Genomic DNA, 24617 nt, shown 5'->3' with positions numbered 1-24617 from the left:
ATTAATATTATAATTGGTTAACTATTTTGGTTGTTAGTGGTCCTAGCTCATAACTACTTTCTTGTAATTCTTTTTTAAGCTCAGCAACTTCTTTTAATTTACCATTTGCTTTATATATTGCTGCAATATGGTATTGTGCTTCAGGTTCAAAAGTATATCCTAAAACGTACTGCTCTGCTATTTTTAAAGCTTTTTTAACATTACCATTATTGTAATAACTCCACGCCAATAGATCGTATGATAATGGTGTTGGTCTATTGTCAACTTCTATTTTAGCTAAAGCAATTGCTTTTTCATTTTTAGTATCTGCTAATATTTTTGAAGAATACACATTATACATATCGCCATAATCCTTATTATCAATAGCTTCAAAATAACTAGCTAAATACTTATTTTTAGCATCTATATTATTCTGGTATTCTGCAATTTCTGCTTTAAAAAGCAAATAATCTGGTGCATTATGTAACTGTGAGATAGCATCTAAAATACGGTTTGCTTCTGAAGCATTTTTTTCGTGAGAATACACAATCCAAGCGATACCCTTTTTGGCATAAGCATCATTAGGATTTAATGCTAAAGCTTTTAAATAGTAGTTATACGATTTTTCTATTTGACCATCATGACCATAAAAATCTGCAAGGTTAGTATAAGACCATTCCATTAAATCATCCAATTTAGAAGACTCTGCTTTTAAAGTTGCACGCTCTAAATAATTAATTGCCGAAGCCAAATCACCTTTATGATCACTCCATTTAGACAATCTAATTAGGTATCCAAAATCGTTTAAATCTTTAACGTCCTCTAGATAATTTTTTGCTATGTCAAAATCTCCTAACTCCATATGGACATCAAAAAGCATTTTTTTTGTACCCTCAAGATTTTGACCATTTTCTTCAGCTTTTTTAAGCAATTCTAAAGCTTGCTTAAATTTATGTTGTGAAATATAATTACGTGCTAAGGCTCTTAAATGTCCAGCCGAATTATATTGTGTTTGTTCGTTTAATGTAATTAGTGATTGCTCTGCAGATTTTAAATGTTTGATGTTTCCTGTAGATTTAAACAATCTTGACTCTGCTCCTGCAATTTGAGATAGGTAAGAGAATTGATTTGGAGTAGCCTCTAATTTTTTAGTCCAAAAATTATATTCTGACGTTGCATTAACGGTTTCTGTATTAGTATCTAGAGTTAAAAACTGATTATAATCCTCTGGATTAGTAATTGTTTTTGTTTTTTCTGAACAACTAGTTGCCATAATTATAACAAGTAGTAGCATGTATAGTTTAGTGTTCATAATAATGTTGTTTTGTTGTTTTGTTGTTTTGTTGTTTTGTTTGTTTGAAAAGGGAATTGGCGAAAATATAAACCTAGAGTATTTAATAAAATACCCTAGGTTAAATCTAGTCTACCAAGGAGATGCTAAATAAGGGAAAGATGTAGAAAATGCTTTATCATTTGCATCTACATTATCATTAGATAGTGTTGGGTTTTCGCTAAAATCCTCACCACCAAAGATTAATAATAATTCTACAGTAATAACATCATCTGCTAAAGTACGTCCTGTTAAAACATTTGTACCATCATAAAAAGTAGTTGTTCCATCTAAAGATACATTAAGTACATCTGTAGCTAACAATCCTGTAAAAGTTGCTGCGTCTAAACCTAATGCATTAGCATCTCCTGGATTAGCGTAAGCTGGACTTAATCCTGTTAAGTTAGCCTCAAACATACTTTGGAAAGCTGCATTTTGGTTACTTGGTACTGTTGTGTTAAACATATCTTTAGAACCTGAAGACACAAATACCGTGTTTACAGCAGGTCGACCCATTTGATCTTGTTGTGTATAAACACCTGTAAAGTCAGGTCCAGAAGGTCCTGTTGGTCCTGCAACAGCAGCATCGTCATCATTAGAGCAATTAAAGGCTACTAAGGTTACAAGAAGCACAGTAAATATATTTTTTAAATTTTTCATAATTTGTAAGTTTTAAAAGTTTGTTATTATTTAGACTTAGATTCTACCCAAGTATTAATTGTTCCTGATCCACCAATCATAGATTTTGGTACCTCAACTACAATTGACATGACATTAGTTCCTGCAAATGTGTCTGTTCCTGGATTATTAAATCCTGAAGCTGTACCACCAATAATTGCTGTATACTGATTAAAATCGAAGAAAAAAGGATCATCTCTTGGTCCTGCAAAAGCAGAAATACCTGCAGTAGTTTGTACTATTGGAGACGTACCATAAGATGTAATATCTACCACAGTTTGTGGTCCTGACCCAATAACTGTACTACTTAATCCTGTTGTACCTGGAGCAACTGGTCCAAAAAAGTACATTTTACCATCTCTTGGTAAAGCTTGGATTACTAAATCTTCAACATTGTCTCCTGTGTTGTCAATGTTAAATTCAATCATAACGTTTTCATCAAAACTAGCGTTTCCTGTTGCTGCTGGACTTAAAAGACCTTGTACATTGGCAACAAATACTAAATTGTCTGTGTTTTCTCCCTGAAAAGCGTAAAAATCTGTGATATCACTTGTACCACCTTGTACAGCTGGAGCATCAATGTGATCCGCTGATAAGAAGAAGAAACTTGCTGCTGCAAATACACCTACTCCTAAAATAAATTTGAAATTTTTCATAATGTTTTTGAGATTTTTTGTTAATTAATATTTTTGGTTCTCGCAGACACTTACGCAACTTTTTAAATGTTGGTTTTATAAATTTTCTGTAAAAGAGAAAAAAAGACATAAAATAATTTTAAAAAAGTATCTTTGATACCATAATTAAATAGAACCATGAACCCATCTGCTTCAGGCTGGATTAAAAAACTTATAAACGAGCTAAAACCTTATGAGCTCTTTAAAGACAACGACTTAGAAGTGTATTACAGACACTTTAGAGATTGCGGTTTTATATATGGAAGTAATGTAACTGTTGTAAATAATTGGATTAAAAACAAAGATTATGGATCCGACGAAATTTGTAAAATAAATTTAGTCATTGCCTTACTTATTGCTTACACAAACCATAATACAGCTAACGATTTTTATACTGAAGTTGCCAATTTTTATAATACTATTAATAGAGAAAGGGTCTCCTTTTTACAAGGAATTATTGGATCAAAGGATGTAAAAGATCAGGCAGAACGTATTATAAATAAACGTGTTCAAATTGACGACAACCTAATAGACAAAAGTTTTAATTACTTTATAACTAATGCTTTATTATTTGTTGACGTATTGGCTTTTAGAACCTATTTAAAAACTGGAACAGTTGATGATGATGTTATTAAACAATACGAAGCTATTATAGAAAGTATAGTTTTAAACACCTTACATAGTAAAAAAGTAAAATCCGATTACGATAAAAGTTTAATCAACCTATTTGAGCAATCTTTACGTTACCAACGCGATAGTGTATTGTTATTTAGTGAAGCTACCAATTTAGTGGACACCAATTTATTTGCACGCTATTGTTTGGATTTAGCTGCTATGGCTACATGGACTGATGCTAAATTAGATAATGAAGAAGAATCTTTTTTAAATACTTTAGGCGAAAAACTTAACCTAACACAGCATCAAACAGATGAAGCTTCAAAAACTATTGAAGACTTTTACAAAAACTACCGAGAAAAAGTACCGCTTTTAGGCTCTAAAAATATTGTAAAAACGTTTTATGATAACTCTACCAACATGGTATTAAAGTTAATTAAACGCAATAGCAAAAAATTAACCCAAGAGCTTTTAGAAAGTAAAGAGTTGCTAATTTTATTAACACAATCTACAGTAAGAGATTTAACTAAGGACGAACAAAAAAAAGTACAAGACCAGCTTTTAGATGTTTTTAAATCTATACCAAGTTTAGCTATTTTTATATTACCAGGTGGAGCATTATTATTACCTTTAGTTGTTAAATTTATACCTAAATTACTGCCAAGTGCTTTTGATGATAATAGGATTGAAGATGAAGAAGAGTAACCACTACTCCAACCAATTTTTAAAATCCTTTACACGCTCTCTAGCAACAATAACCTCATCTTCATTAAAGTTATTAAGTTTAATTTGTAAGCGCGAATTGGTATAGCTTATAATGTCTTTAATAGCATTAATGTTTATATAAAATTTTCGGTTTATTCTAAAAAAGGTTTCTGGTTCTAGTTCGTTTTCTAAAGCTTCAAGGGTTGTGTCTAAAAGGTAGTTTCGACCTTCAGTCGTGTATAAATAGGTTCCTTTATTTTCGCTGTAAAAGCATTCGACATCATCAATGTTTACCAATTTTAAATGTTGTCCTACTTTAACAGAAAATCGTTTTTTGTAAACTCTATCAATTGGATTAACTAGTAGTTTTTTGATATCCTCAAAGTCTAAGGCGATATTAGTTTTCTGCGGAAGCCTAGTTTTATATTTTGCAACTGCAGCTTCTAAATCCTCTTCATCTATAGGTTTTAATAGGTAATCAATACTGTTTAATTTAAACGCTTGCAAAGCATACTCGTCATAAGCAGTTGTAAAAATAATAGCTGACTTTACCTCAACTTGATCAAAGATTTCAAAAGACAACCCATCACTAAGCTGTATGTCTAAAAATATTAAATCAGGATGCGCATTGGTATTAAACCATTGGATCGATTCTTCTACGGAATGTAACATCGTTTCGGTAGTAATATCAATACTTTCTAGCATACGTTTTAAACGTCTTGCAGATGGTTTTTCGTCTTCAATAATTATCACTTTCATTGGTACTATAATTTGGTTGGTTAGTTGATATTAAGTGTTGTGAGATGATTAATAACTAGTTATTCCCAACGTTTATTTTCTTTTTCTTTGTTCATGTATTTTTCAATTTTACGTTGTTCCCAGTTTTTACCAAACAAGTAATCTGTCCCAAAAACACCTAAAAAATGAAATATTAAACCAATTCCCCAAAATATTGGAGTAGACCAAACTGCCATACTTAAAAACGGTTGACCTGATTGCTTATATATTAGTAACATTATAAAAATATTAACCACAATATAAATGGCAAAATGCCAATAAAAGCCCACAATTTTTTCTACTTTTTTCTTTGCTCTTAAGTAAGCTTCTTCTTTTTCATATCTAGCCTGTTGGTTTTCTTCTAGATACGTATCAATATCATTTTTCATTGTAATATATTTTAGTTCCAACGTTGTTGGTTATCTTCTTCCATAAACTTTTTAATCTTCTTGTCTTCCCAAGATTTTCCTAGTACACCATCGTTTACAAAGACTTTATAAGCATGAAATGATAGTCCTACTGCCCAACCAAACATTGGAAAGAAAAACCATTTATAATCCCAACTGGTTTTATAGTTTATAAATATTAAAAATGGAATGACTATACAATATGAAATTAGGTTGTAATAAAATTCTTTTAACTCTTCCACATGTTTGCGTGCTCTTACATACGAGTCGTCTAATTGCTGTTTTGGTATTGGTTTCATGACTGAAATTTCTTTAGTTAGCATAGGTATAGAAACTAAAAACATATTGGTGTTTTGGCTTATACTTACGCGTTTATTGGTTAATAATTGGTAGCGTTGTTTAATGTTTTCTAATCCCACACCACTACTCTTTTTTACTATTTGTTTAGGTTGTAAATTGTTTTCTACAACTAGGTTTTGATCGGTTTCATAAATTTTAATATGTAACGGTTTACTGCTGGTTACAATATTATGTTTTACTGCATTTTCTAACAATAACTGTAATGCTAATGGTACAACTTTACTTTCTGGGTTTTTGGCTTGATCTGGTATATCAAAAACAATACTGTCTTCAAATCGCATTTTAAGCAAAGACATATAGGTTTTAGCAAATTGCAACTCCTCATCAACGGTTACTAATTCTTTATTTTTTTGCTCTAGGACGTAACGGTAAACCTTAGATAAACTAGTGGTAAATTTTTGTGCGCTATTTGGATTTTCTTCAATTAAACTAGTTAAAACATTTAAGCTATTAAATAAAAAATGAGGATCCAATTGGTTTTTTAACGCATCAAACTTTGCGCTTGCAGTACCTGCAATTACTTTTTGTTCTTTTACTTTATTTTCTTGTAAATGCTTTAAGTAAAAAAAGATGTAATATCCAGCAGTTACTGTAATAGCTATAGTTAACGAAAACCAATAATACACTAACTTATCTTCCTTTAAAAAGTCCATTAACGCTCCACCATATATGACAACATTAATAAATAATCTTAAACAGAATATGGCAACAACAGAGATTACAATGGAAGCTAAAGCAGCAAGAATTAAGTTTTTAAGTTTAAACAGATTGTCTTTATGCTTTTGCAACATATAAGTCACAAAATAAGCATTGGACAAGTGCAACACTACAGCATACATTTGATTATAAATAAAATCTAATAGTAACTCTTGATTGGCTTGTATTGTAGAACCGTTAAGATACATAATCACGATTCTAACCAAAAACACAAGTAAACCTACTATAAATGCTTTACCTAATTCTTTTATAAATTTTGACATTATTATTTGTTACAGTCTTTAGTTAATTGTTCTGCACGCTCTTGTCCCCAATTTGGATCAAACGCAGTTTCTGGTTTAAAGTTAGCAAAAAGTTGCAGAGATTTTTCTATTTGCATACAAAATGGCTTAGTGTCTTTTCCAAAATACTTGGCAGTTCCCATAGCCCATTCTGCCTTACTTAACATAACCCTTGGATTATCAGGAGCTAATTTATAAGCTTGTGCGTATAGTGCATTAATTTTACCTGACAAGGTCATACCATACGTTGCACCATCGCTTACCACATAAACCATATGTAACATGGCTTGCAATACCATAATTTCGGGATTATCTTTAGATATTGCGTTGGCATCATCCACAAAACCCTGTGCTTTTTTTAACTGAGCCTCTAAAACATCCTTTTGCTTTAGTTTAGAAAATCCATCCAAGATTAATACTTGTGCAGCATAATAGGATGGCAACCAATTGTCTGTTTCAGCAGTTGCAATACGCTCAAACATATTTGAGGCTTGCGCGATTTCACCTTGTTTCCAAAGTTCAAATGCTTTGTTCATTCCGCTTTCATAAGTGGTTTGTGCTTGTAGCATACTTGATACTAATAATGCTATAATAATGGCTAGTTTGTACATGTTAAATTATTTTATTGTTACACGACAAATATCTAGTATAAACGCATCTTTTAAAAAAGTGAGTCACCCAACTGTTATTTTTTTAGGCTGAATTGTAATGCGTGTTATTTACGTAGTTCTACGTATTTTATATAACAGCTTATAGTTGTAAGTTTATACTTTAAGATAAGGTTAAATAAGGTTACGGTTTTCCGTAATTTTTTTTGGTAAAAAAAGCTTTGTTTTGAGATAAGAAATTAAAGTTTTTAACCTCACTTTCCAATATTATGAAATTAGAAAAAATATTAGACAAAATGGGTTCGATAGAAAAGAACTCATTTATAAAGATAATAGATACTATTATATCTAAAAACCCAAAGCAGATAAAAGAGATTAATACTATTCTAAGTTCAACAGACAAAGGGTTAAAATCTGTAGATAATCAAAATATATCAAAGATTTTTGCATTAACAGAAAATGAATTTCAAGAACATATTAAATGTGAGTTTCAAGAAATCACTTCTCAATTAGATATTTTAATTGATATTATTATTAGAGATGGTAATTGTATAATGAAACAAGATTGGTTTTCTCGTCTTTACGAAACTGAAGTCAAACAATTAAAAAATAAAATTAAAGGACTGAATGCAGATTTTGAAGATGATAAATCTGAATTAAGCATTCTTAGAAAAAGAGATTACAAAATCTACAAATCCTGTTTACATACAGCGTATAATAATGATATAGCTAATAATAGAGAAGCAAAAGTTTCTTCGGATGAACTTTCAATCATACTGACACTTTCAAAACAACTTGGACTTTCTCAAGAAGAGATTAAACTAATAAACTATTCTATTTTACCTATTAAAAAGCTTGATATCCAGGATGTAATCAAAGGTTTGAAAAACATTGGCGTCATTTTCTTTTCAAACAAAGAAAATACAATTTATGTTGCAGATGAAATGGTTAGAATATTAAGAAATATTAGAGAAAAAGAAGTAGGTGAAAAATTTTACAGAAGGACATTAAAATTATTAAGAGAACCAATCATAAATCAAATTTGTAGAGACCATAATATCGATAGAAAGCTTAATTACTCTGAAAAAATTGAAGAAATAATTAAAGAAGGCGTCTCTTTTACTAATCTACTTTTAGAAGGGATTTACAAAACAGGAAGCACATTAACTGAAAAGAAAAAAACCTTAAACGAACTGTGTGAAAAAGGTTTAAATATAAGTAGTTTAAAAGGAAGTACTTTAGATGAAAAAATAAGCAGTTTAATTGAATATTTTGATATTGTTGAACGTGATGAAAAAGTTGGTATTTCGTTAGATGGATTTGATAAGTTATTATCAGAGTTAAATCAGTCATTACCTAAATTAAATAAACAAATAAAAGATCAATTTGAATTACAAGAAGAGTATGTTTTAAAAGCGGACTTTTTACTAGATTATAATATTAAACCTAGAGACATTTTAGATTTAATCGTCAAAGATGATTTGACTAAGTTTATTAAAGATAATGGAGTTAAACAGCGAGGAGATGACATTTTAAATATTTTAGAACATTACAAAGATGTCGAAAATTTATATTTAGAAAATTATGAAAATGTAGCCTATAGAAACTTAAATTTATTGAAAGAAAATGGAATTATTATTAAGGAAAGTGAATTAGGTCAAAAATTTGAAGAATTAACTAAAACAATTTTCACTAGTTTAGGTTTTAATGCAGATGATGCTTTCAAAAATAAATTGAATACCAAAAAGGACATGATGGATATTCTTTTAAACTTAGGTAATGACGAAATCATTATTGTTGAATGTAAAACCAGTAAAGAAAGAGGATACAATAAATTTAGCTCTGTTTCTAGACAACTTAAATCTTATCAAAATTTAGCTCTTAAAAATAATTTAAGAATTGTCAAAATATTACTTGTCGCTCCTGAGTTTAGTGATGATTTTGTTACAGATTGTGAAATGGATACTGAAATGAATTTATCATTGATTACAGCTTCTACTTTATCAAATATCTTCGACTTTTTCAAAACATCAAAACACAAAGAGTTTCCTCATGTCTTGTTTAGAGACATTGTCATTAATGAGGAACGCATTTTAAAAGCTTTGAGTAAATAAAATAAATTAAATTATATAATTTAACTTTACACAAAACCTAATACATGACCTTTGCTGCAATAGATTTTGAAACTGCTAAAAGCCATCATATTTGTTCTGTTGGAATTGTAACGTTTAAAGATGGCGAAATTATTGAAGAGTTTCATGCTTTAATACAACCTCCAAAAAACGAATACAATTACCATAACATACAAGTACATGGTATTACAGAGGATGACACTAGGTTTTCGCCAAACTTCAAAGCTATTTATCCTGAGATTAAAAAAAGAATTTCGGGAATTACAACTGTGGCTCACAACGAATCTTTTGACAGAACGGTTTTACTAAAAACGATGAGCGATTTTAATATTCCGCATGCTGATTTAGTCATGGAACAACGTTGGGAATGTACTTTAAAACTATATCGTAATAAAGGTTATAAACCTGCTAAATTAGATGCTTGCTGTAAAGTGCACAATATTCCTTTAAAGCATCATGATGCTTTGTCAGACGCTAGAGCGTGTGGTAAATTATTTTTAATTGCTCAGTTTGAGTCTTTACCTTTATTTTAGATTATAAAGCGTAACTAAGCGCGTGCTTTTTTTATTAATTTAATAACTATAAAAGCTATTAAGGCTTGCATTAATGCGTTAACTATTACAACCAACCAAAACGAGTTTGTGCTTGATCTATAAATGCCCTGTTCTGGAAACAAGCGATTAAATAAGGTTAACGGAAACGAAATAGCTTCATCAATTAAGCGTATTACAATACTATTGGGTTGTAGGACGTGTTCTGCTAGATAACTTATAGAAAACCCTAACGCAATATCTATAATAAATAGAATGATAAATAGCTTGACAAATAATTTCATGCTGCAATTTAGAATAAATTAATAACAAAAAAATAATAGCAAACTGAGTTTTAATTCTGCTTGCTATTAAATTATTAGTTTAGGTAATATTTATAAATCTATTAATTATTCTAGATTATAAGTAATCAAGTCACTACATTCTGTCGTGTTTCTGGTTCTGTAATAAGCTACGTTTCTGTCGTCACCTTCTGTAATTACAGAAAAGGTATTATCACAGTGTACTGTAATTAATCGAGTTCCAACTAGGACTTCATTGGTATTATCTACCTCTAAGGTGTAATTATAACTATAACGTCCATCTTCTAATTTTTCCCAAGTTCCGTTAGCAGTTTCAACAGTTGCATAAAACTCGGTAAATGTACCATCATTATTAAATGTTATTAATATTTCAGAATCATCCAAAACACTTTTAAACCATTGATCAACATAAGTCCATTCTGTTCCTGTCCATTGGTCAATGACAGCTTCAAGATTTTCTGTCCTATACATTTGCCATTCTCCAACGACTTGATTTACTTCTGCTGAATTATCTGTTGTATCGTCATCACTACTGCAAGACGTAAAACTTATTAGCACTAATACTAGAACGGATTTTAAAAGGAAACTTTTCATAGCTATAAAAATTTAAGTTAGATATTTAGTAATATAACCATTTAATACAGATAATTCCTACCTTTTGAAGTAATAATAATTATAAATTATCTAATTGGTTATCTGTACCATTTTGGCTAATTGTCCAAAAGAAACCAACAAAGAAAAACTGGTCTGCAGCTGGACGCAAGGCACGACTATTAAACTGACCATTTATATTTGGTGTATCTGAGTATTGATAACCATTAACATTAGTAAATCCTAAGGCATTATTTACTGAAAAATAAAGGATTTTTTGAGGACTTAAAAGGTAAGCCCAATTAACGCTTAAACTATTATAAGCTTTTGTTTTTTGATTTAAAAATCCCATCTGATTTGGATCTGTATACGATCGACCAGATGCAAAATTATAACTAAGTCCTACCTGACTTTTCCAACTATCTATCCAATACTTTCCGACTACTGACAGATTATGTGTATTTGCAAAATTTGGTTGTGCAGCTATTGGAAAATTTTTATAATCTCGTTTAGTATCTAACAACGAATAACTTACCCAATAATCAATATTCTTGATGCTTTTATTGTCTCTAAAAAACAAATCTAATCCTGTTGCATATCCACTACCAGTGTTATTAAAATTAGTATCAAAACTAGTCAAGTCGGTATCATATTTTACTAAATCACTATATTTTTTATAATAGGTTTCTGCTCTAAATATTTTACCGTCTGCATTAAACTGATAATTTAAAATATAATGTTGGGCTTGTTGTGCATTTAGGTTTTGATTAAATTTTAAAATAGCACTATTTGGTTGCTGAAAAAAGTTACCATACGCTAATGACAATTGGCTTTTACTGCCTGTTTTATAAGCTAAGGATGCTCTTGGAGATAATGTTGCTTGGTCAAATAAAGCACTATACTCTGCGCGAAAACCTGCTTTTAATGCTAAATTTTTAGAGAAGAAAATATCAGCCTCAGTATAGACTGCTGTTAGGTTATTGTTATAACCATAAGTGACGTTATTAATTATTGCATCGTTATAGTCTTCGCTGAATTGCGTCGTAAACTGCTCTGCACCAAAATTTAATTTAAACCTGTTACTAATATGGTGTTTAAGCTTTAATTTTGCATGTACTGAGTTTTCTGTTGACTGAATTTTACTATCAAAAACATTTACTTTGCTTTTAGCATAGGTATAACTTAAACCAGTAGCTAGTGACCAATTGCTATTTAAAACTTGGTTATAATAACCATTAAAGTAAACGTTTTTGTTATTTAAGGCTAGAGGTATGCCTTCTTGGTAATTTATATCGTCTTGTACTAAACTAAAATCCGAAGTATCAAAAGCGCTGTAAAGTTTAAGTAGTCCATTGTCTGTTTTATGTCTAAAAACAGCTTCTCCAGAAAAGGTTTCAAAAGGTTTTTTCCAATCGTTACGATCATCAAACACTTGTAAATAAGGTGATAAATTAATGTAAGCCGCATTGACGCTTAGGCTGTTTTTATCCCAAATTTGGGTGTTTCCTAAACTAGCTCCAACACTCATTATACCAATATCTGTTTTTTCTTGATCGGGTTGATTAACCGTATTAAGCTCTAAAACACTAGATAATGCTTGTCCATATTCTGCACTATAACCTCCTGTAGAAAATGTAATTCCGTCAAATAAAAATGGCGAATAACGTCCACGTGTCGGGATATTATTAGTTGTTGGTGAGTAAGGTGTAAACACACGAATACCATCGATAAATATTTGTGTCTCTTCTGCATCTCCACCACGTACAAATAAGCGTCCATCTTCTGACACTGTTGTTGTACCTGGAAGTGTTTGTAAAGCGCCTACAAAATCACCTAATGCGCTGGCAGTAGTTACCACATCTAACGGTTTTAATACTGATATTTTACTATTATCTCCTGCTGCAAAGGTACCTGCTGATAGTACCACTGCATCTAAAGTGTTTATATCGTCTTTTAATACAATTTTTAAATCATGCAAGTCAGTAACTTGATTAGTAAGTGTTATTGTTTCAAAAGATACAAAAGAGATGACTAAACTTTGCTGTCCTGTGTTACTTGTTATAAAACTAAAACTACCATCTGCTAATGTGCTGGCTCCATCATAAGTGCCTTTTAGGTAAACATTAGCACCTAATATTGGTTGCTTATTTGTATCAATTACTGTTCCTGATATTGTGGTTTGCGCTTGCGTAAATAGACTGACTAATAGGATTAATAGTGTAAAAAAAGGTTTCATAATTTATGGTTCGAGTTTTGATTGTTTGATGGCACAAAGATGTTTGGATGACCTCTGATTTAAAATAAAATAATCCTGAAGTGTTATTTTTTAAGGATGAGTTGCGTTAGCGGTTGCAGTGGTATCCTTTTTTTGCTTTGCCTTATGGCAAAAAAAGATTTAAACGGAAAACGCGACCCTTGTGGTAACGCCAAAAAAAATAATTTTAAATTTGTGTAACATCTTTATATTTTAAACTACTAATAGTTAAACCAACCAAATAACCATTGAGTAAACCACTAGAACAAAATTTTGTCGAATTGCTGGAGCAGCATCAAAACATTGTGCATAAAGTTTGTAGACTTTATACCAATAATTATGATGCGCACAATGATTTGTTTCAGGAAATAACCATCCAATTATGGAAGGCTTTCCCGAAATTTAGAGGTGATAGTAAGTTTAGTACTTGGATGTATCGTGTGGGATTAAATACTGCAATTACGTTATATCGCAAGTCTAAACGTACTATAAATACTCAGCAATTTGATACTGTACAGTTTAAAATAAGTGCTGAGGAATATGACAGTACAGAAGAGGACCAATTAAAATTATTATATAATGCTGTCCACCAATTAAATGATATCGAAAAAGCGTTAGTTTTTTTATATCTAGAGGACAAAAATTATAAAGAAATAAGTGAAACAATGGGAATTACTGAAGTGAATGCTAGAGTGAAAATGAACCGAGTGAAAACAAAATTAAAAACCATTTTAAATCCGTAACCTATGGATGAATTAGAATTATTGAAGAAGGATTGGGTTAATAGTGATGCTAAATTTGAAAAAAAATCGGCTTCGCAAATCTACCCTATGTTATTAAAAAAATCGTCTAGTATTGTTAAGACGCTTTTTTATATAAGTATTGCCGAATTAGTTTTTTGGATTGTTATAAATGCTTTGCCATTTGTAATGTCTGACACCTATCGTGCTAAACATGATGAGATGTATAACAGTAATTGGTTTATAATTTTAAGTGTGCTATCCTACGCTATTATTATATTGTTTGTATACTTATTATACAAATCTTACAAGTCTATATCTGTCACTGATAGTGCTAGACGGTTAATGAAAAATATTATAAAAACCAGAAAAGTTATCAAGTACTACGTACTGTATAATTTAATTATGGCTACTGTATCAATGATTTTTGGTTTTTATTACACTAGTAAACATGATCCTAAATTGATCGAAAAAATTGAGCATTTTAACAATACACAATTTATGGTAATGGTTGGTGTGTTTGCTTTAGTAACTGTAATTTTTGTAACTATAATCTGGTTGTTTTATAAATTAATCTACGGTATTTTATTAAAACGATTAAATAGAAACTACAACGAGCTTAAAAAAATAGAAGTATAATGCAGACTTTTGATAACTACATTACTTTTTTTAAAGGTTTAAAAACAGAACTTTCTTCAAAAAAAGAACGTCGTATTTATGATGATTTTGTTAGAGTGTTTAACGATTTAAAGCTAAGAAATTTTTCTGAAGTTGAACATACAGCCTTGCATAATGAGCTGGATTTAATAGATTTAAAATCTAGTACCAATATTAAAGTTTTAAACAAAAAACTGAAGCAATTATTAGCCTTTTTAAAACAAAAATTTAATTTAATTACTATTGGTCATTACACCAACACCTACATGCCAATAGGTATGTGTCTTGGATTAGTCTTTGGTATGGCTTTAGGACCTATAAGCTTAACTTTTGGGCTACTTATAGGTATGGTAATTGGTATGGCTTTAGGATCCGAAAAGGATAAAAAAGCAAAAGCTGAAGGTCTAGTAATAGATGTTAAAACGTCTGAAAGCTGTATTTAACCTAGTAATTACTCGCCTAAAAATTCACGTTGTTTATTTAGCTCTTCCTGTGCTAATAACTCTTCTTGAGGTATTACCTTTAAAAACGATGGATGCTGCTCAATAGCATATTCAATTTGCTCTACAATATCTGCAATAGAGTCGTTTTCGTAATCAATTTTTAATGGTTCTTTAATCTCAAAAGATTGGTATACATTTTTCTTTTTAATACGTAATCCTTTTTTATCAAAACTACGTCTAAAACCATCTATCACAATAGGCACCACTATTGGTTTGTGACGCTTAATTATGTGTGCTGTCCCTTTTCGGATTGGCTTAAAAGGTGTGGTTGTCCCTTGTGGGAATGTAACTACCCAACCATCATCCAACGCTTTTTTAATAGCAGAAATATCAGACATTTTAACTTGTCTGTTTACGTCTTTACCTTCACTACGCCAAGTACGCTCTATACTAATAGATCCTGTGTAAGCAAATATTTTAGGTAATAGTCCAGCCTTCATAGTCTCTTTAGCTGCGACGTAATAAAAATTTAGTTTTGGATTCCATAAATAACCCACATTTTTAATCGTGTCTTGTCTATTACTTAATGCTGCATTAAAAACATGAAACATTGCAATTACATCTGCAAAGTATGTTTGATGATTAGATATAAATAATACGTTGGTATCAGGTAAGTTTCTTATAATATCAGACCCTTCAATTTGTAGCTCATTAAACCCTCTATAACGTCTATGTGTTAAGACGCCTAAGATTCTAATCAACCATTTTTTAACAAAAAGTATATGTCCAAAAGGATTTTTTTTAAATAAACCCATAGTTTTATTTTACATTTAGTGGATACAAATATAGAAAAACCTTTAAGTTAAAGGGTTGCTTTTAACAAGTCTTTGACTTCGCTAAGCATCATGGCAGTTGCACCCCAAACCAAATGATTACTTAAATTAAAGGCAGGCACCTCAACCTCAGCACCATAACTTGTCTTAACTTTTTTGGAAGTTAAATTACTATCACACAATAAATCCCTTAGATATACCTCTAATAAATCCTCTACTTCGGCATCTTGTTTAGTAAATATTGGTGTTTGAGAAGCCAATCCAATAAACGGTTGGACATAAAAATTACTTGGTGGAATGTAAACTTGCGTTAACTTTTTATAAACTGTAACTAATTCTGGATGGACACCAACTTCTTCATGCGTTTCACGCAAAGCAGTATGCATTAAGTCCAGATCCTCCTGCTCTACTTTTCCGCCTGGAAAACCGACTTGTCCAGAATGAACCCCTTTGTAGGTTTTTCTTAAAATTAAAATTAGTTTAGTTTGCGCTTCCAAATCCGGATAAAACAAGGCTAAAACTGCACTTTGCCTAGCATTTTTAATATTATCACCTTGTTGCTTTACCAAATCTTGCCTATATGATGGCACCATTTTAAGCTGTGATGCTTCGGCTGGCAATGGTATATTTTTTATTTTTGGTAACGCTATGACAAATTCATTAAAATTCATTTTAAAAATGCGCGTATTATTATTGGTTGGTTTTTGTTTTGTATTTCTTAATTGTGAAGATAAACAATCCAAATCTAAAATGACAACAAACTCGATTAAAACAGTGGTTGACACTATAGAGAAAGACACGACTCCTAAACGAAAATACCCTTATTTAACCGAGGGTAACGCTATGGACTTTTTTTTAGAATACGAAACTAAAAATAAAGAAAGCAAAGTACGTCTGGTAACAACCATGGGTAACATTGACATAGCATTACATGACATTACTAAGTTTCATCGTGCTAATTTTATTTTTCTAACTAAACTAGGTGCTTTTGATAATACACAGTTTCATCGGGTGGTTAAAAACTTTATCATTCAAGGTGGTAACACAGACAATGTAAAAGTTGCTGCCAAACGTGGTAAAATTGGTCATTATTTATTGCCAACAGATACAAAACGTGGTTTTACTCATAAAAGAGGTGTAATATCTATGCCTAGTAGCGAGATTGAAAATCCGCATAAATTAGCCTCACCTTACGAGTTTTTTATCACACAACAAGATGCGTTTCATTTAGATGGTGATTTTACTATTTTTGGAGAGGTCATAGCTGGTATGGACGTTGTTGACAAGATTAACGCAGTTACTGTGGACGAGTCCGATTGGCCTTTATCAAACATCTATATTAAAACAGTCAAAATTTTAGAATAAGGATATACTTTTAAGTATTTTTAGACTATAATCAACTTAACTATGAAAACAAATCCTATTTACTGCATCCTAACTTGTACTATTATTTTACTAAGTACCAGTTGTAAAAAAGATGCTACAACAAACGACAATTCTAAACCTATGAGTGATAACCTATTGCTTAAAGACTTTACAGGACCTTATGGAGGTGTTCCTGCTTTTGACAAAATGAAAGTTGACCAAGTAGAACCTGCTGTGATTGAAGGTATCGAGCAAGGACTAAATGATATTGAGGTAATTGCAAACAATACTGATGCACCTACATTTAAAAATACTATTGAAGCTATGGAGCGTGCAGGTCATAGTCTAGATAATGTTTTTACTTATTATGGGATTTTTAGTAGTAACATAAGTAGTCCTGAGTTTAGAGACGTACAAAGTGCTTTGGCACCTAAATTATCTGATTATACTTCTAAAATTAATCAAAACACAAAATTATTTAAACGCATTAAAACAGTATATGAGGCTTCTTTAAAAAACCCATTACCAGCAGATCAACAACGCGTTGTAGAACTTATTTACAAACGTTTTGAAATGAATGGAGCCGAATTAGATGACGCTAAGAAAAAGCGCTATGCTGAGATTAATAAAGAGTTATCTACACTATATAATAAGTTTGGAGATAATGTATTACATGACGAAGAAAACTATATCACTTATTTAACTAAAGACCAATTAGACGGATTAAGTGATGGTTTTATAAAATCTGCAGCAAAAATTGCAACAGATAATGGTAAAGACGGTATGTACGCCATTACAAACACTAGATCGTCAATGGATCCATTTTTGACTTATAGTACTGAACGCGAATTACGTAAGCAAGTTTGGACCAACTACTACTCTAGAGGAGATAATGGAGATGCCTATGATAACAAAGCGCTAATTGCAGAAATATTAAAACTTAGAAGAGAGCGTGTACAATTATTAGGCTATTCTAATTATGCCGAATGGCGTTTACAAGATCGTATGGCAAAAACACCTGAAAATGCTATGAGATTAATGGAAGCAGTTTGGCCTGCAGCTATTGCAAGAGTTAAAGAAGAAGTCGCAGATATGCAAGCTGTAGCTGATGCTGCAGGTAAAAATATAGAAATCGCACCTTGGGACTATCGCTTTTATGCTGAAAAAGTACGCCAGAAAAAATACGATTTAGATAGTGACGAGGTTAAACAATACTTACAATTAGACAAATTAACACAAGCCTTATTTTATACAGCTGGACGTTTATTTAATTATAAATTTACTCCAGTGGAAGAGGGAAAAGTACCTGTGTTTCATGAAGACGTTAAAGTTTGGGAAGTTACAGATTTAGATTCTGGAAAACACATTGGACTATGGTATTTAGATCCATTTGCTAGACCAGGAAAACGATCTGGTGCTTGGGCTACAACCTACAGAAGCCATACTACATTTGATGGACCAAAAACAGTATTAGCATCTAATAATTCTAATTTTGTAAAAGCTGCTCCAGGTGAAGCTGTTTTAATATCTTGGGATGATGCCGAAACTTTCTTTCATGAATTTGGACACGCTTTACACTTCTTTTCATCTAACGTAAAATACCCAACATTAAATGGTGGTGTCAGAGATTACACTGAGTTTCAGAGTCAATTACTAGAACGTTGGTTATCTACAGACGAAGTTATAAATCAATTTTTAGTACATTATAAAACAGGCCAACCTATTCCTGCTGCACTTGTTTCTAAAATCAAAAAAGCTGCAACATTTAATCAAGGTTTTGCTACTACTGAATATTTAGCTTCTGCATTAATGGATATGAAATTACATTTAGCAGACCCAACAAATATCGATATAGCTAAGTTTGAAACCGAAACTTTAGCAACACTTAATATGCCTGAAGAATTACCAATGCGTCACAGAACACCACATTTTGGACATGTTTTTTCTGGCGAAGGTTATGCGACTGCTTATTATGGTTATATGTGGGCAGATGTACTAACTAGCGATGCTTCGGAAGCATTTAAAGATGCACCTGATGGTTTTTATGATAAAGCTTTAGCCGATAAATTAGTTAAATACTTATTTGCACCAAGAAATAGTATGGATCCAGCCGAAGCTTATAATTTATTTAGAGGACGAGGTGCTAAAATTGAAGCTTTAATGCGTGATAGAGGTTTTCCGGTTACGACTAATAATTAATATTTTAAGTTCCAATAAAAATTGATATTATACTAATATTACAACCCTATTTATAATTTTTTGAAATTGTACTTAGGGTTATTTTCTTTTATAAGTTTATATTAAAAACTAATAACAATTAAAATTATGATCGTTACACCAGAACAAAATGAGAGAATTGCTAAAATGACCTTCGCATCTGTATATCCTCATTATGTAACTAAAGTGGAAAAAAAAGGACGTACAATAACTGAGTTACACCAAGTAATAGAATGGTTGACAGGTTACAACGCTTTCAAATTAGAAACCTTAATTGATAAAAAAGTGTCATTTAAAACCTTTTTTGAAGAGGCAACACTTAACCCAAATGCTAAATTTATTAAAGGTGTTATTTGCGGTTATCGCATTGAAGATATTATGTTTCCTTTAACCCAACAAGTAAGATAATTGGATAAATTAGTCGATGAACTAGCTAAAGGTCGTAAAATGGATAAAATATTAAGACAGAATTGATACTTTGTTATGCAATGACTATTTATCCTTATTCAGCCATCCTTTGTCATACAAAATCTATATAAATACTTTATTTTTGATTAAAAGTTATAGTGCTTTTATAACAACTCTGCTTAATACATGAATTGGATTATTTTAATCATAGCTGGATTATTTGAAGTAGCTTTTGCAGCCTGTCTTGGTAAAGCAAAAGAGTCCAGTGGAACTATAGCTACTTATTGGTATATTGGATTTATAATCTGTCTAGCTATAAGTATGTTATTACTTTTAAAAGCTACCAAACAACTACCTATTGGGACAGCCTATGCTGTATGGACTGGTATTGGAGCTGTTGGAACCGTCATTTTAGGTATCGTAGTTTTTGATGAGCCTGCAACTTTTTGGAGATTATTTTTTATTTCCACTTTAATAATATCTATTGTAGGATTAAAAGTAGTCGCTAATTAGTCTTTATATAAACTAGGTAAACTAATTTTAAATTTTACAGCGATTAATCTTACAGTTATAACTACTGCTCCTGCAATTACAAATACAAAATTTGATGCTATTGGTAATTTAATAACTAAAAAGTAGGTTGCACCTCCTAATATACACGCTGTTGCATAAACTTCTTTTCTAAAAATCACAGGGATTTCATTACATAAAATATCTCTAATTACACCTCCAAAACAGGCACTCATTGTTCCTAAAAAAATACATATAATAGGATGTAATCCAGCCGAAATTCCTTTTTCAACTCCAACAACTGTATACAATCCAATACCAATTGTATCAAATAAAAACAAAGATTTGCGTAAATAATCAATTTTAGATCTAAATACAACAGCAAATATGGTAGACGCTATAACAACATAAATAAAGGTCATATCTTTCATCCAGCTAACAGGTGTTTCGCCTATTAAAATATCTCTTAAGGTACCTCCTCCAACAGCAGTAACAAAGGCAATAATTAAAATACCAAAAGCATCCATCCGTTTATTAAGTGCGACAAGTACACCTGAAATTGCAAAAGCAATTGTTCCTAAAATATCTATAATGTAAAACATAGTCAATTTAAAAAGCAAAATTAGTTTTTATAAAATTAACCTAAGAGCTTAAACTTAACAATTATTAACATCCATTACAAACGTTAGAGTCCTTATTATACTTAATCTGTCTAAGCCAACCGTTAATCCTAATAGTTTTAATATTATTATTATTTAAACTATATTGGTCTTGCTATTAACCAATATTCTAAAAAAAATGAAACGATTAGTTTTACTACTAACTGTTGTCCTACTACTAGCTGTATCTCAAAACTTACAAGCGCAAGATGTGTATTCTCCATGGACAGCTAGCCTAAGCACCAATGCAATTAATAATCCTGTACTAAAAGCACCAAATAATTTAGGACGTTTTAAAACTTGGAATTGGGAAGTTGCTGGCTTTAAAGGAGCACTTTCTAGACACTTAACAGGCAATTTATCTTTAGAGGGATCTGTAACATTAACAGGAATTAAACAAAATTACATTGATGTTGACAAAAAGTTTTCATTAATAGCCTTAGATGGTCTAGTCAAATACAACCTTATAAATAATTTTAATGTTAACCCTTATGTAGCTGTAGGAGGTGGATTAACATGGGTAGATACGCTAGGTAAATCACTTACAGCAAATGCAGGCGTTGGATTAAATGTTTGGATAACTTATAATTTTGGTTTAACTGGTCAATCCATCTATAAACATGCATTGGATGATTATGGGATAAGCCACTTCCAACACTCTGTTGGTCTAATTTTTAAATTTGGTGGAACAGATAACGACAACGATGGTATTATTAATAAAGAAGATAATTGTCCAAATGTATTTGGTTTAGCCATTTATGGTGGTTGTCCTGACACTGATAAAGATGGCATTATGGATCAAGAAGATAATTGTCCAGATATCGCTGGAACGTTAAATGGTTGTCCAGACGCTGATAATGATGGTGTAGCAGACCCATATGATAAATGTCCAAATTTTGCTGGAGATAAAACTAATAACGGTTGTCCTTTACCAGATACAGATAATGATGGTGTACCAGATAAATTTGATAAATGTCCTTCTGTTAAAGGATTAAACAATAATAATGGTTGTCCACCTGTAGCCAATAATAATGAAAAAATTCAACCTTCTAAACCAAAAGCTGTTTTAATTTATTTTGAATTAAGTAAATCAGAAATTACAGCCGAAAGCAAAAAAACACTAGATAATGTAGCTTCTTACATCAAAAAATCTGACATAAAAACTTACGAAATATCTGGACATACAGATAATACGTCCTCTGCTGAAACTAACTTAAAATTATCAATAGCTAGAGCTAATGCAGTAAGAGATTATTTAGTTGCGAAAGGAATAGATTCAACCAAACTTATAACACGAGGTTTTGGTGAAGAATTTCCTGTGGACTCTTCAAATACTGAAGCAGGTAGACATAAAAATAGACGCGTAGAAATCATACCAATGATTTAATACTACAACTGAACTATAAAAAATAACAGTTGAGTACGATTTTTTAGTCTAATAGTTGTCTTTGTTGCAAATTTGAAGTGTTAACCAATTAAAACAACATATTATGAAGACTTTAAAAACATCTAAAAAACAGTACTTAACTTTTATAACTAGTTTAATAGTTTTTATATTAAGCATCTCGTTTTCAGTAGCACAATCAGATTTAGAGGTAACAACAATAGAAGGTCAAACAATAACAGTTACAGTAAAAAATATTAAAAATAATATTGGACAAATTATGTTTTCTTTACATAATGGTGAAACTTGGATGAAAGGTCAAGGTATTCAGAATATTAATAGTGAGATAAAAAACAATACAGTTACTGTTACTTTTAAAAATATAAAACCTGGTACATATGCTGTTATGGTTTTACATGATGAAAATAAGAATAACCGAATGGATTTTGAAAATGGAATGCCAAAAGAAAGTTATGGAATGTCTAATAATCCTTTAAGTTATGGTCCTCCTAACTTTGGAGAAGCTAAATTTAATATCGACGCTGAAAATTTAAATTTAGATATACGCTTTTAATACAATCACCAAACAAACATTATTTAAGCCACTATAAGTGGCTTTTTTTAGTTTTATTTTTTTTCAACATTATTTTTTTTGATTAACTTAGTGATAACCAATACTATTAATAACCTACTTTATAATAAACATATGACCTGTCGTCGAATAATTTACTCTAGTCAAGCCACACAACATTTTAATAAACGTGAGTTATTAGATCTACTACATGATGCACGTGCATTTAACACCATAGATAATATTACAGGTGTACTAATGCACAAGGACGGTTTATTTGTTCAGGTTATTGAAGGTGATCATGATATTATTGATGACCTTTTACAGCGTTTACGTCGCGATATAAGACACAGTAAAATCAAAATAATTAATGATCAAACAGTAGAGACTAGACTTTTTGGCATTTGGAGTATGGGTTGTGCAGATTTTGATGATCCTTCATTAAGCTTAATTCCAGGCATAAGAACCGATTTAAGCGATCCTAAGGTTTTAGAAGATTTAATTAATAGACTTCCACAAGTTGCAGACATATTATTAGAAAACATTGCTATGTAAACTTGACTCTATTTTTAAATAATAGTTTAATATAGTGTATACTTAGTTGTCACAATTTTACCTTTACCATCCTTTAGATTAATAGTTAAAAGCTCCTCTTGAGATGTAACCTTAAAATTAAAAGGTGCTTTTAAAACATCCAAACCGCTTTGCTTTTTAAGTCTAATTCCTTGTCCCGAAATTATATCTAAATTAGGTATAAAATCAAATAACGGAATATGCTCTGTAATAATAACATATTTATAAGTCTGTAACTTATTTAATATATTTTGGACTTCTGCATTGGATAAATGCTGTAAAACTTGCCTAATTAAGGCACAATCTGCAGTTGGCAAATCGTCTTTAGCTATATCTAAACTACTAAAAGACAGATTATTTGCTTTAAAATTGCTTTTATTATGATCAATTAACTCTGGTACGATATCTATTGCAAAATATTTACTAGTATACTTAAATAATTTACTTCCAATATTAAAATCGCCACAACCTAAATCACATACACTGATTGGTGTATTAAGTGTTTTTAAAAAAGACACTATAGCCTCAATATAAGGATTAACTAACTCTGGATTATGAGAGCCTTCACCTGAATAAAACTCTGACGCATTACTTCCCCAAAGGTTCATTTTATAAACCTGTTGCATAGCAGCTTTGGTTGGCCAAGGTGTTTTTGGTGTTTTCATTATTTTAATTAGTTTATACTGGCTAAACTTATAAAAACAAACCTACAAAAACTATATAGCAAAAAAAAAGAGCAACCATAGTCACTCTTTTTTTATTTTGTTTAAGTGTGCTTTTATAAGCTTTTACCTAACCAAGCATTCATCATCCAAACCGTTTTTTCTTGTTCAGATATAAAATCACTCATCATTGAGTTGGTCCCTTCATCATTAGCATCTCCTGCTGCATTTAAAATTTCACGCTCTAATTGCAATAACTCGGTTAGAGATGTTACAATTAATGCTACTGCATTTTCATCTTTTGAGACATTGTGTCCTACTGGCACTTTAGCTAATTTAACATAGTCTTCAAATGTATGTAAAGGCGTTTCTCCTAACGTTAAAACACGCTCTGCAATTAAATCAACTTTCATGTTTGCATCTGTATACAATTCTTCAAATTTTACATGTAAATCAAAAAAGTTTTTACCTCTAATATTCCAATGTATACCTCTTAAGTTTTGATAATATATCTGAAAATTAGCTAGTAACTGGTTTAATTGATCTGCTAATTCTTTAGTTTTTTTTGTATCTAATCCTAGGCTATTATAACTCATTATTGTAATATTTATTTGTTTACTCAAATTTACGGCTA

Annotated in this window: 27 protein-coding genes and 1 pseudogene; 13 read left to right on the top strand and 15 right to left on the bottom strand. The window is 30.9% G+C overall.

From position 1 onward, the window contains the following. Positions 1-7 precede the first annotated feature (7 nt). The 3 genes from M890_RS0100925 to M890_RS0100915 form a co-directional block, all read right to left on the bottom strand. Positions 8-1291, bottom strand: coding sequence for a tetratricopeptide repeat protein (locus tag M890_RS0100925; protein ID WP_028281706.1), 1284 nt, complete (start codon positions 1289-1291; stop codon positions 8-10). Between the two features lie 111 nt (positions 1292-1402). After that, a complete protein-coding gene (locus M890_RS0100920) occupies positions 1403-1969 on the bottom strand; it encodes a DUF4331 family protein (RefSeq protein WP_028281705.1) in 567 nt (188 codons plus the stop codon). 26 nt (positions 1970-1995) lie between these two features. Then, a complete protein-coding gene (locus M890_RS0100915; RefSeq protein ID WP_028281704.1) occupies positions 1996-2643 on the bottom strand; it encodes a DUF4331 family protein in 648 nt (215 codons plus the stop codon). Between the two features lie 156 nt (positions 2644-2799). Between M890_RS0100915 and M890_RS0100910 the strand changes: the two genes are divergently transcribed. Further along, on the top strand, positions 2800-3981 hold the full coding sequence (locus tag M890_RS0100910) for an LETM1-related biofilm-associated protein (RefSeq protein ID WP_028281703.1): 1182 nt from the start codon (positions 2800-2802) through the stop codon (positions 3979-3981). A gap of 3 nt (positions 3982-3984) precedes the next feature. Here the strand turns inward: M890_RS0100910 and M890_RS0100905 are convergent, their stop codons facing one another. From M890_RS0100905 to M890_RS0100890, 4 genes are read right to left on the bottom strand one after another with little or no spacing between them, the layout of a single operon-like run. Next, on the bottom strand, positions 3985-4740 hold the full coding sequence (locus M890_RS0100905) for a LytR/AlgR family response regulator transcription factor (protein ID WP_028281702.1): 756 nt from the start codon (positions 4738-4740) through the stop codon (positions 3985-3987). 59 nt (positions 4741-4799) lie between these two features. Next, the gene (locus tag M890_RS0100900; protein ID WP_028281701.1) at positions 4800-5147 is read right to left on the bottom strand and encodes a 2TM domain-containing protein; all 348 of its coding nucleotides are present in this window, start codon (positions 5145-5147) and stop codon (positions 4800-4802) included. Between the two features lie 11 nt (positions 5148-5158). Continuing rightward, a complete protein-coding gene (locus tag M890_RS0100895; RefSeq protein ID WP_028281700.1) occupies positions 5159-6505 on the bottom strand; it encodes a 2TM domain-containing protein in 1347 nt (448 codons plus the stop codon). Between the two features lie 2 nt (positions 6506-6507). Next, positions 6508-7134 carry a hypothetical protein gene (locus tag M890_RS0100890; RefSeq protein WP_028281699.1) on the bottom strand — a complete coding sequence of 209 codons (627 nt, stop codon included), beginning with the start codon at positions 7132-7134 and terminating at the stop codon, positions 6508-6510. Positions 7135-7400: 266 nt separating this feature from the next. Between M890_RS0100890 and M890_RS0100880 the strand changes: the two genes are divergently transcribed. After that, positions 7401-9245 (top strand): hypothetical protein, encoded by a 1845-nt coding sequence (locus M890_RS0100880; protein ID WP_028281698.1) that lies wholly within the window; start codon positions 7401-7403, stop codon positions 9243-9245. A 44-nt stretch (positions 9246-9289) separates the two neighbouring features. After that, positions 9290-9796 carry a 3'-5' exonuclease gene (locus tag M890_RS0100875; protein ID WP_028281697.1) on the top strand — a complete coding sequence of 169 codons (507 nt, stop codon included), beginning with the start codon at positions 9290-9292 and terminating at the stop codon, positions 9794-9796. A gap of 14 nt (positions 9797-9810) precedes the next feature. Here the strand turns inward: M890_RS0100875 and M890_RS0100870 are convergent, their stop codons facing one another. The 3 genes from M890_RS0100870 to M890_RS0100860 all read right to left on the bottom strand — a co-directional run bounded on the left by M890_RS0100870 (position 9811) and on the right by M890_RS0100860 (position 12943). Continuing rightward, positions 9811-10098: a hypothetical protein gene (locus M890_RS0100870; RefSeq protein WP_028281696.1), complete on the bottom strand. Its 288-nt coding sequence runs from the start codon at positions 10096-10098 to the stop codon at positions 9811-9813. Positions 10099-10203: 105 nt separating this feature from the next. Further along, the gene (locus M890_RS0100865; protein WP_028281695.1) at positions 10204-10710 is read right to left on the bottom strand and encodes a hypothetical protein; all 507 of its coding nucleotides are present in this window, start codon (positions 10708-10710) and stop codon (positions 10204-10206) included. A 79-nt stretch (positions 10711-10789) separates the two neighbouring features. Next, a complete protein-coding gene (locus M890_RS0100860; RefSeq protein WP_028281694.1) occupies positions 10790-12943 on the bottom strand; it encodes a TonB-dependent receptor in 2154 nt (717 codons plus the stop codon). 266 nt (positions 12944-13209) lie between these two features. Here M890_RS0100860 and M890_RS0100855 point away from each other — a divergent pair, with 266 nt between their 5' ends. The 3 genes from M890_RS0100855 to M890_RS15650 are packed head-to-tail and all read left to right on the top strand — an operon-like array spanning position 13210 to position 14801. After that, positions 13210-13704: an RNA polymerase sigma factor gene (locus M890_RS0100855; protein ID WP_028281693.1), complete on the top strand. Its 495-nt coding sequence runs from the start codon at positions 13210-13212 to the stop codon at positions 13702-13704. A 3-nt stretch (positions 13705-13707) separates the two neighbouring features. After that, a complete protein-coding gene (locus M890_RS0100850) occupies positions 13708-14340 on the top strand; it encodes a DUF8845 family protein (RefSeq protein ID WP_028281692.1) in 633 nt (210 codons plus the stop codon). Then, complete coding sequence (locus M890_RS15650; protein WP_036597006.1) at positions 14340-14801, top strand: hypothetical protein; 462 nt, start codon at positions 14340-14342, stop codon at positions 14799-14801. The genes M890_RS0100850 and M890_RS15650 overlap by 1 nt, the downstream gene beginning before the upstream one ends. Positions 14802-14809: 8 nt before the next feature. Here the strand turns inward: M890_RS15650 and M890_RS0100840 are convergent, their stop codons facing one another. Both M890_RS0100840 and M890_RS0100835 read right to left on the bottom strand, forming a co-directional pair. Further along, positions 14810-15616, bottom strand: coding sequence for a lysophospholipid acyltransferase family protein (locus M890_RS0100840; RefSeq protein WP_028281691.1), 807 nt, complete (start codon positions 15614-15616; stop codon positions 14810-14812). 47 nt (positions 15617-15663) lie between these two features. Then, complete coding sequence (locus M890_RS0100835) at positions 15664-16305, bottom strand: NUDIX hydrolase (RefSeq protein ID WP_028281690.1); 642 nt, start codon at positions 16303-16305, stop codon at positions 15664-15666. A gap of 7 nt (positions 16306-16312) precedes the next feature. Between M890_RS0100835 and M890_RS0100830 the strand changes: the two genes are divergently transcribed. The 4 genes and pseudogenes from M890_RS0100830 (at position 16313) to M890_RS0100815 (ending at position 20137) form a co-directional block, all read left to right on the top strand. Continuing rightward, a complete protein-coding gene (locus tag M890_RS0100830; RefSeq protein ID WP_028281689.1) occupies positions 16313-16999 on the top strand; it encodes a peptidylprolyl isomerase in 687 nt (228 codons plus the stop codon). Between the two features lie 42 nt (positions 17000-17041). Further along, positions 17042-19198 carry a M3 family metallopeptidase gene (locus M890_RS0100825; RefSeq protein ID WP_028281688.1) on the top strand — a complete coding sequence of 719 codons (2157 nt, stop codon included), beginning with the start codon at positions 17042-17044 and terminating at the stop codon, positions 19196-19198. Between the two features lie 126 nt (positions 19199-19324). After that, positions 19325-19690: pseudogene (locus M890_RS15645) on the top strand (DUF2200 domain-containing protein). A gap of 120 nt (positions 19691-19810) precedes the next feature. Then, positions 19811-20137 carry a DMT family transporter gene (locus M890_RS0100815; protein ID WP_028281687.1) on the top strand — a complete coding sequence of 109 codons (327 nt, stop codon included), beginning with the start codon at positions 19811-19813 and terminating at the stop codon, positions 20135-20137. Here M890_RS0100815 and M890_RS0100810 read toward each other — a convergent pair. Continuing rightward, complete coding sequence (locus tag M890_RS0100810) at positions 20134-20736, bottom strand: trimeric intracellular cation channel family protein (protein WP_028281686.1); 603 nt, start codon at positions 20734-20736, stop codon at positions 20134-20136. The two genes, M890_RS0100815 and M890_RS0100810, sit on opposite strands and share 4 nt — an antisense overlap. Before the next feature lie 196 nt (positions 20737-20932). Here M890_RS0100810 and M890_RS0100805 point away from each other — a divergent pair, with 196 nt between their 5' ends. The 3 genes from M890_RS0100805 to M890_RS15640 all read left to right on the top strand — a co-directional run bounded on the left by M890_RS0100805 (position 20933) and on the right by M890_RS15640 (position 23303). Next, a complete protein-coding gene (locus tag M890_RS0100805) occupies positions 20933-22180 on the top strand; it encodes an OmpA family protein (RefSeq protein WP_028281685.1) in 1248 nt (415 codons plus the stop codon). Positions 22181-22283: 103 nt separating this feature from the next. Beyond that, the gene (locus tag M890_RS0100800; protein WP_084553529.1) at positions 22284-22751 is read left to right on the top strand and encodes a DUF2141 domain-containing protein; all 468 of its coding nucleotides are present in this window, start codon (positions 22284-22286) and stop codon (positions 22749-22751) included. 132 nt (positions 22752-22883) lie between these two features. Further along, positions 22884-23303, top strand: a complete 420-nt coding sequence (locus M890_RS15640) for a BLUF domain-containing protein (RefSeq protein WP_028281683.1) — start codon at positions 22884-22886, stop codon at positions 23301-23303. Between the two features lie 26 nt (positions 23304-23329). On the opposite strand, the gene M890_RS0100790 is transcribed toward M890_RS15640, so the two are convergent. Continuing rightward, positions 23330-23986 carry a class I SAM-dependent methyltransferase gene (locus M890_RS0100790; protein WP_036597003.1) on the bottom strand — a complete coding sequence of 219 codons (657 nt, stop codon included), beginning with the start codon at positions 23984-23986 and terminating at the stop codon, positions 23330-23332. Positions 23987-24099: 113 nt separating this feature from the next. Continuing rightward, positions 24100-24579, bottom strand: coding sequence for a Dps family protein (locus M890_RS0100785; protein ID WP_028281681.1), 480 nt, complete (start codon positions 24577-24579; stop codon positions 24100-24102). Between the last annotated feature and the right edge of the window lie 38 nt (positions 24580-24617).

This window comes from Olleya marilimosa CAM030 (assembly GCF_000518485.1).
Lineage (GTDB): Bacteria > Bacteroidota > Bacteroidia > Flavobacteriales > Flavobacteriaceae > Olleya > Olleya marilimosa.
This window is presented reverse-complemented; position numbering and strand designations above follow the sequence as displayed.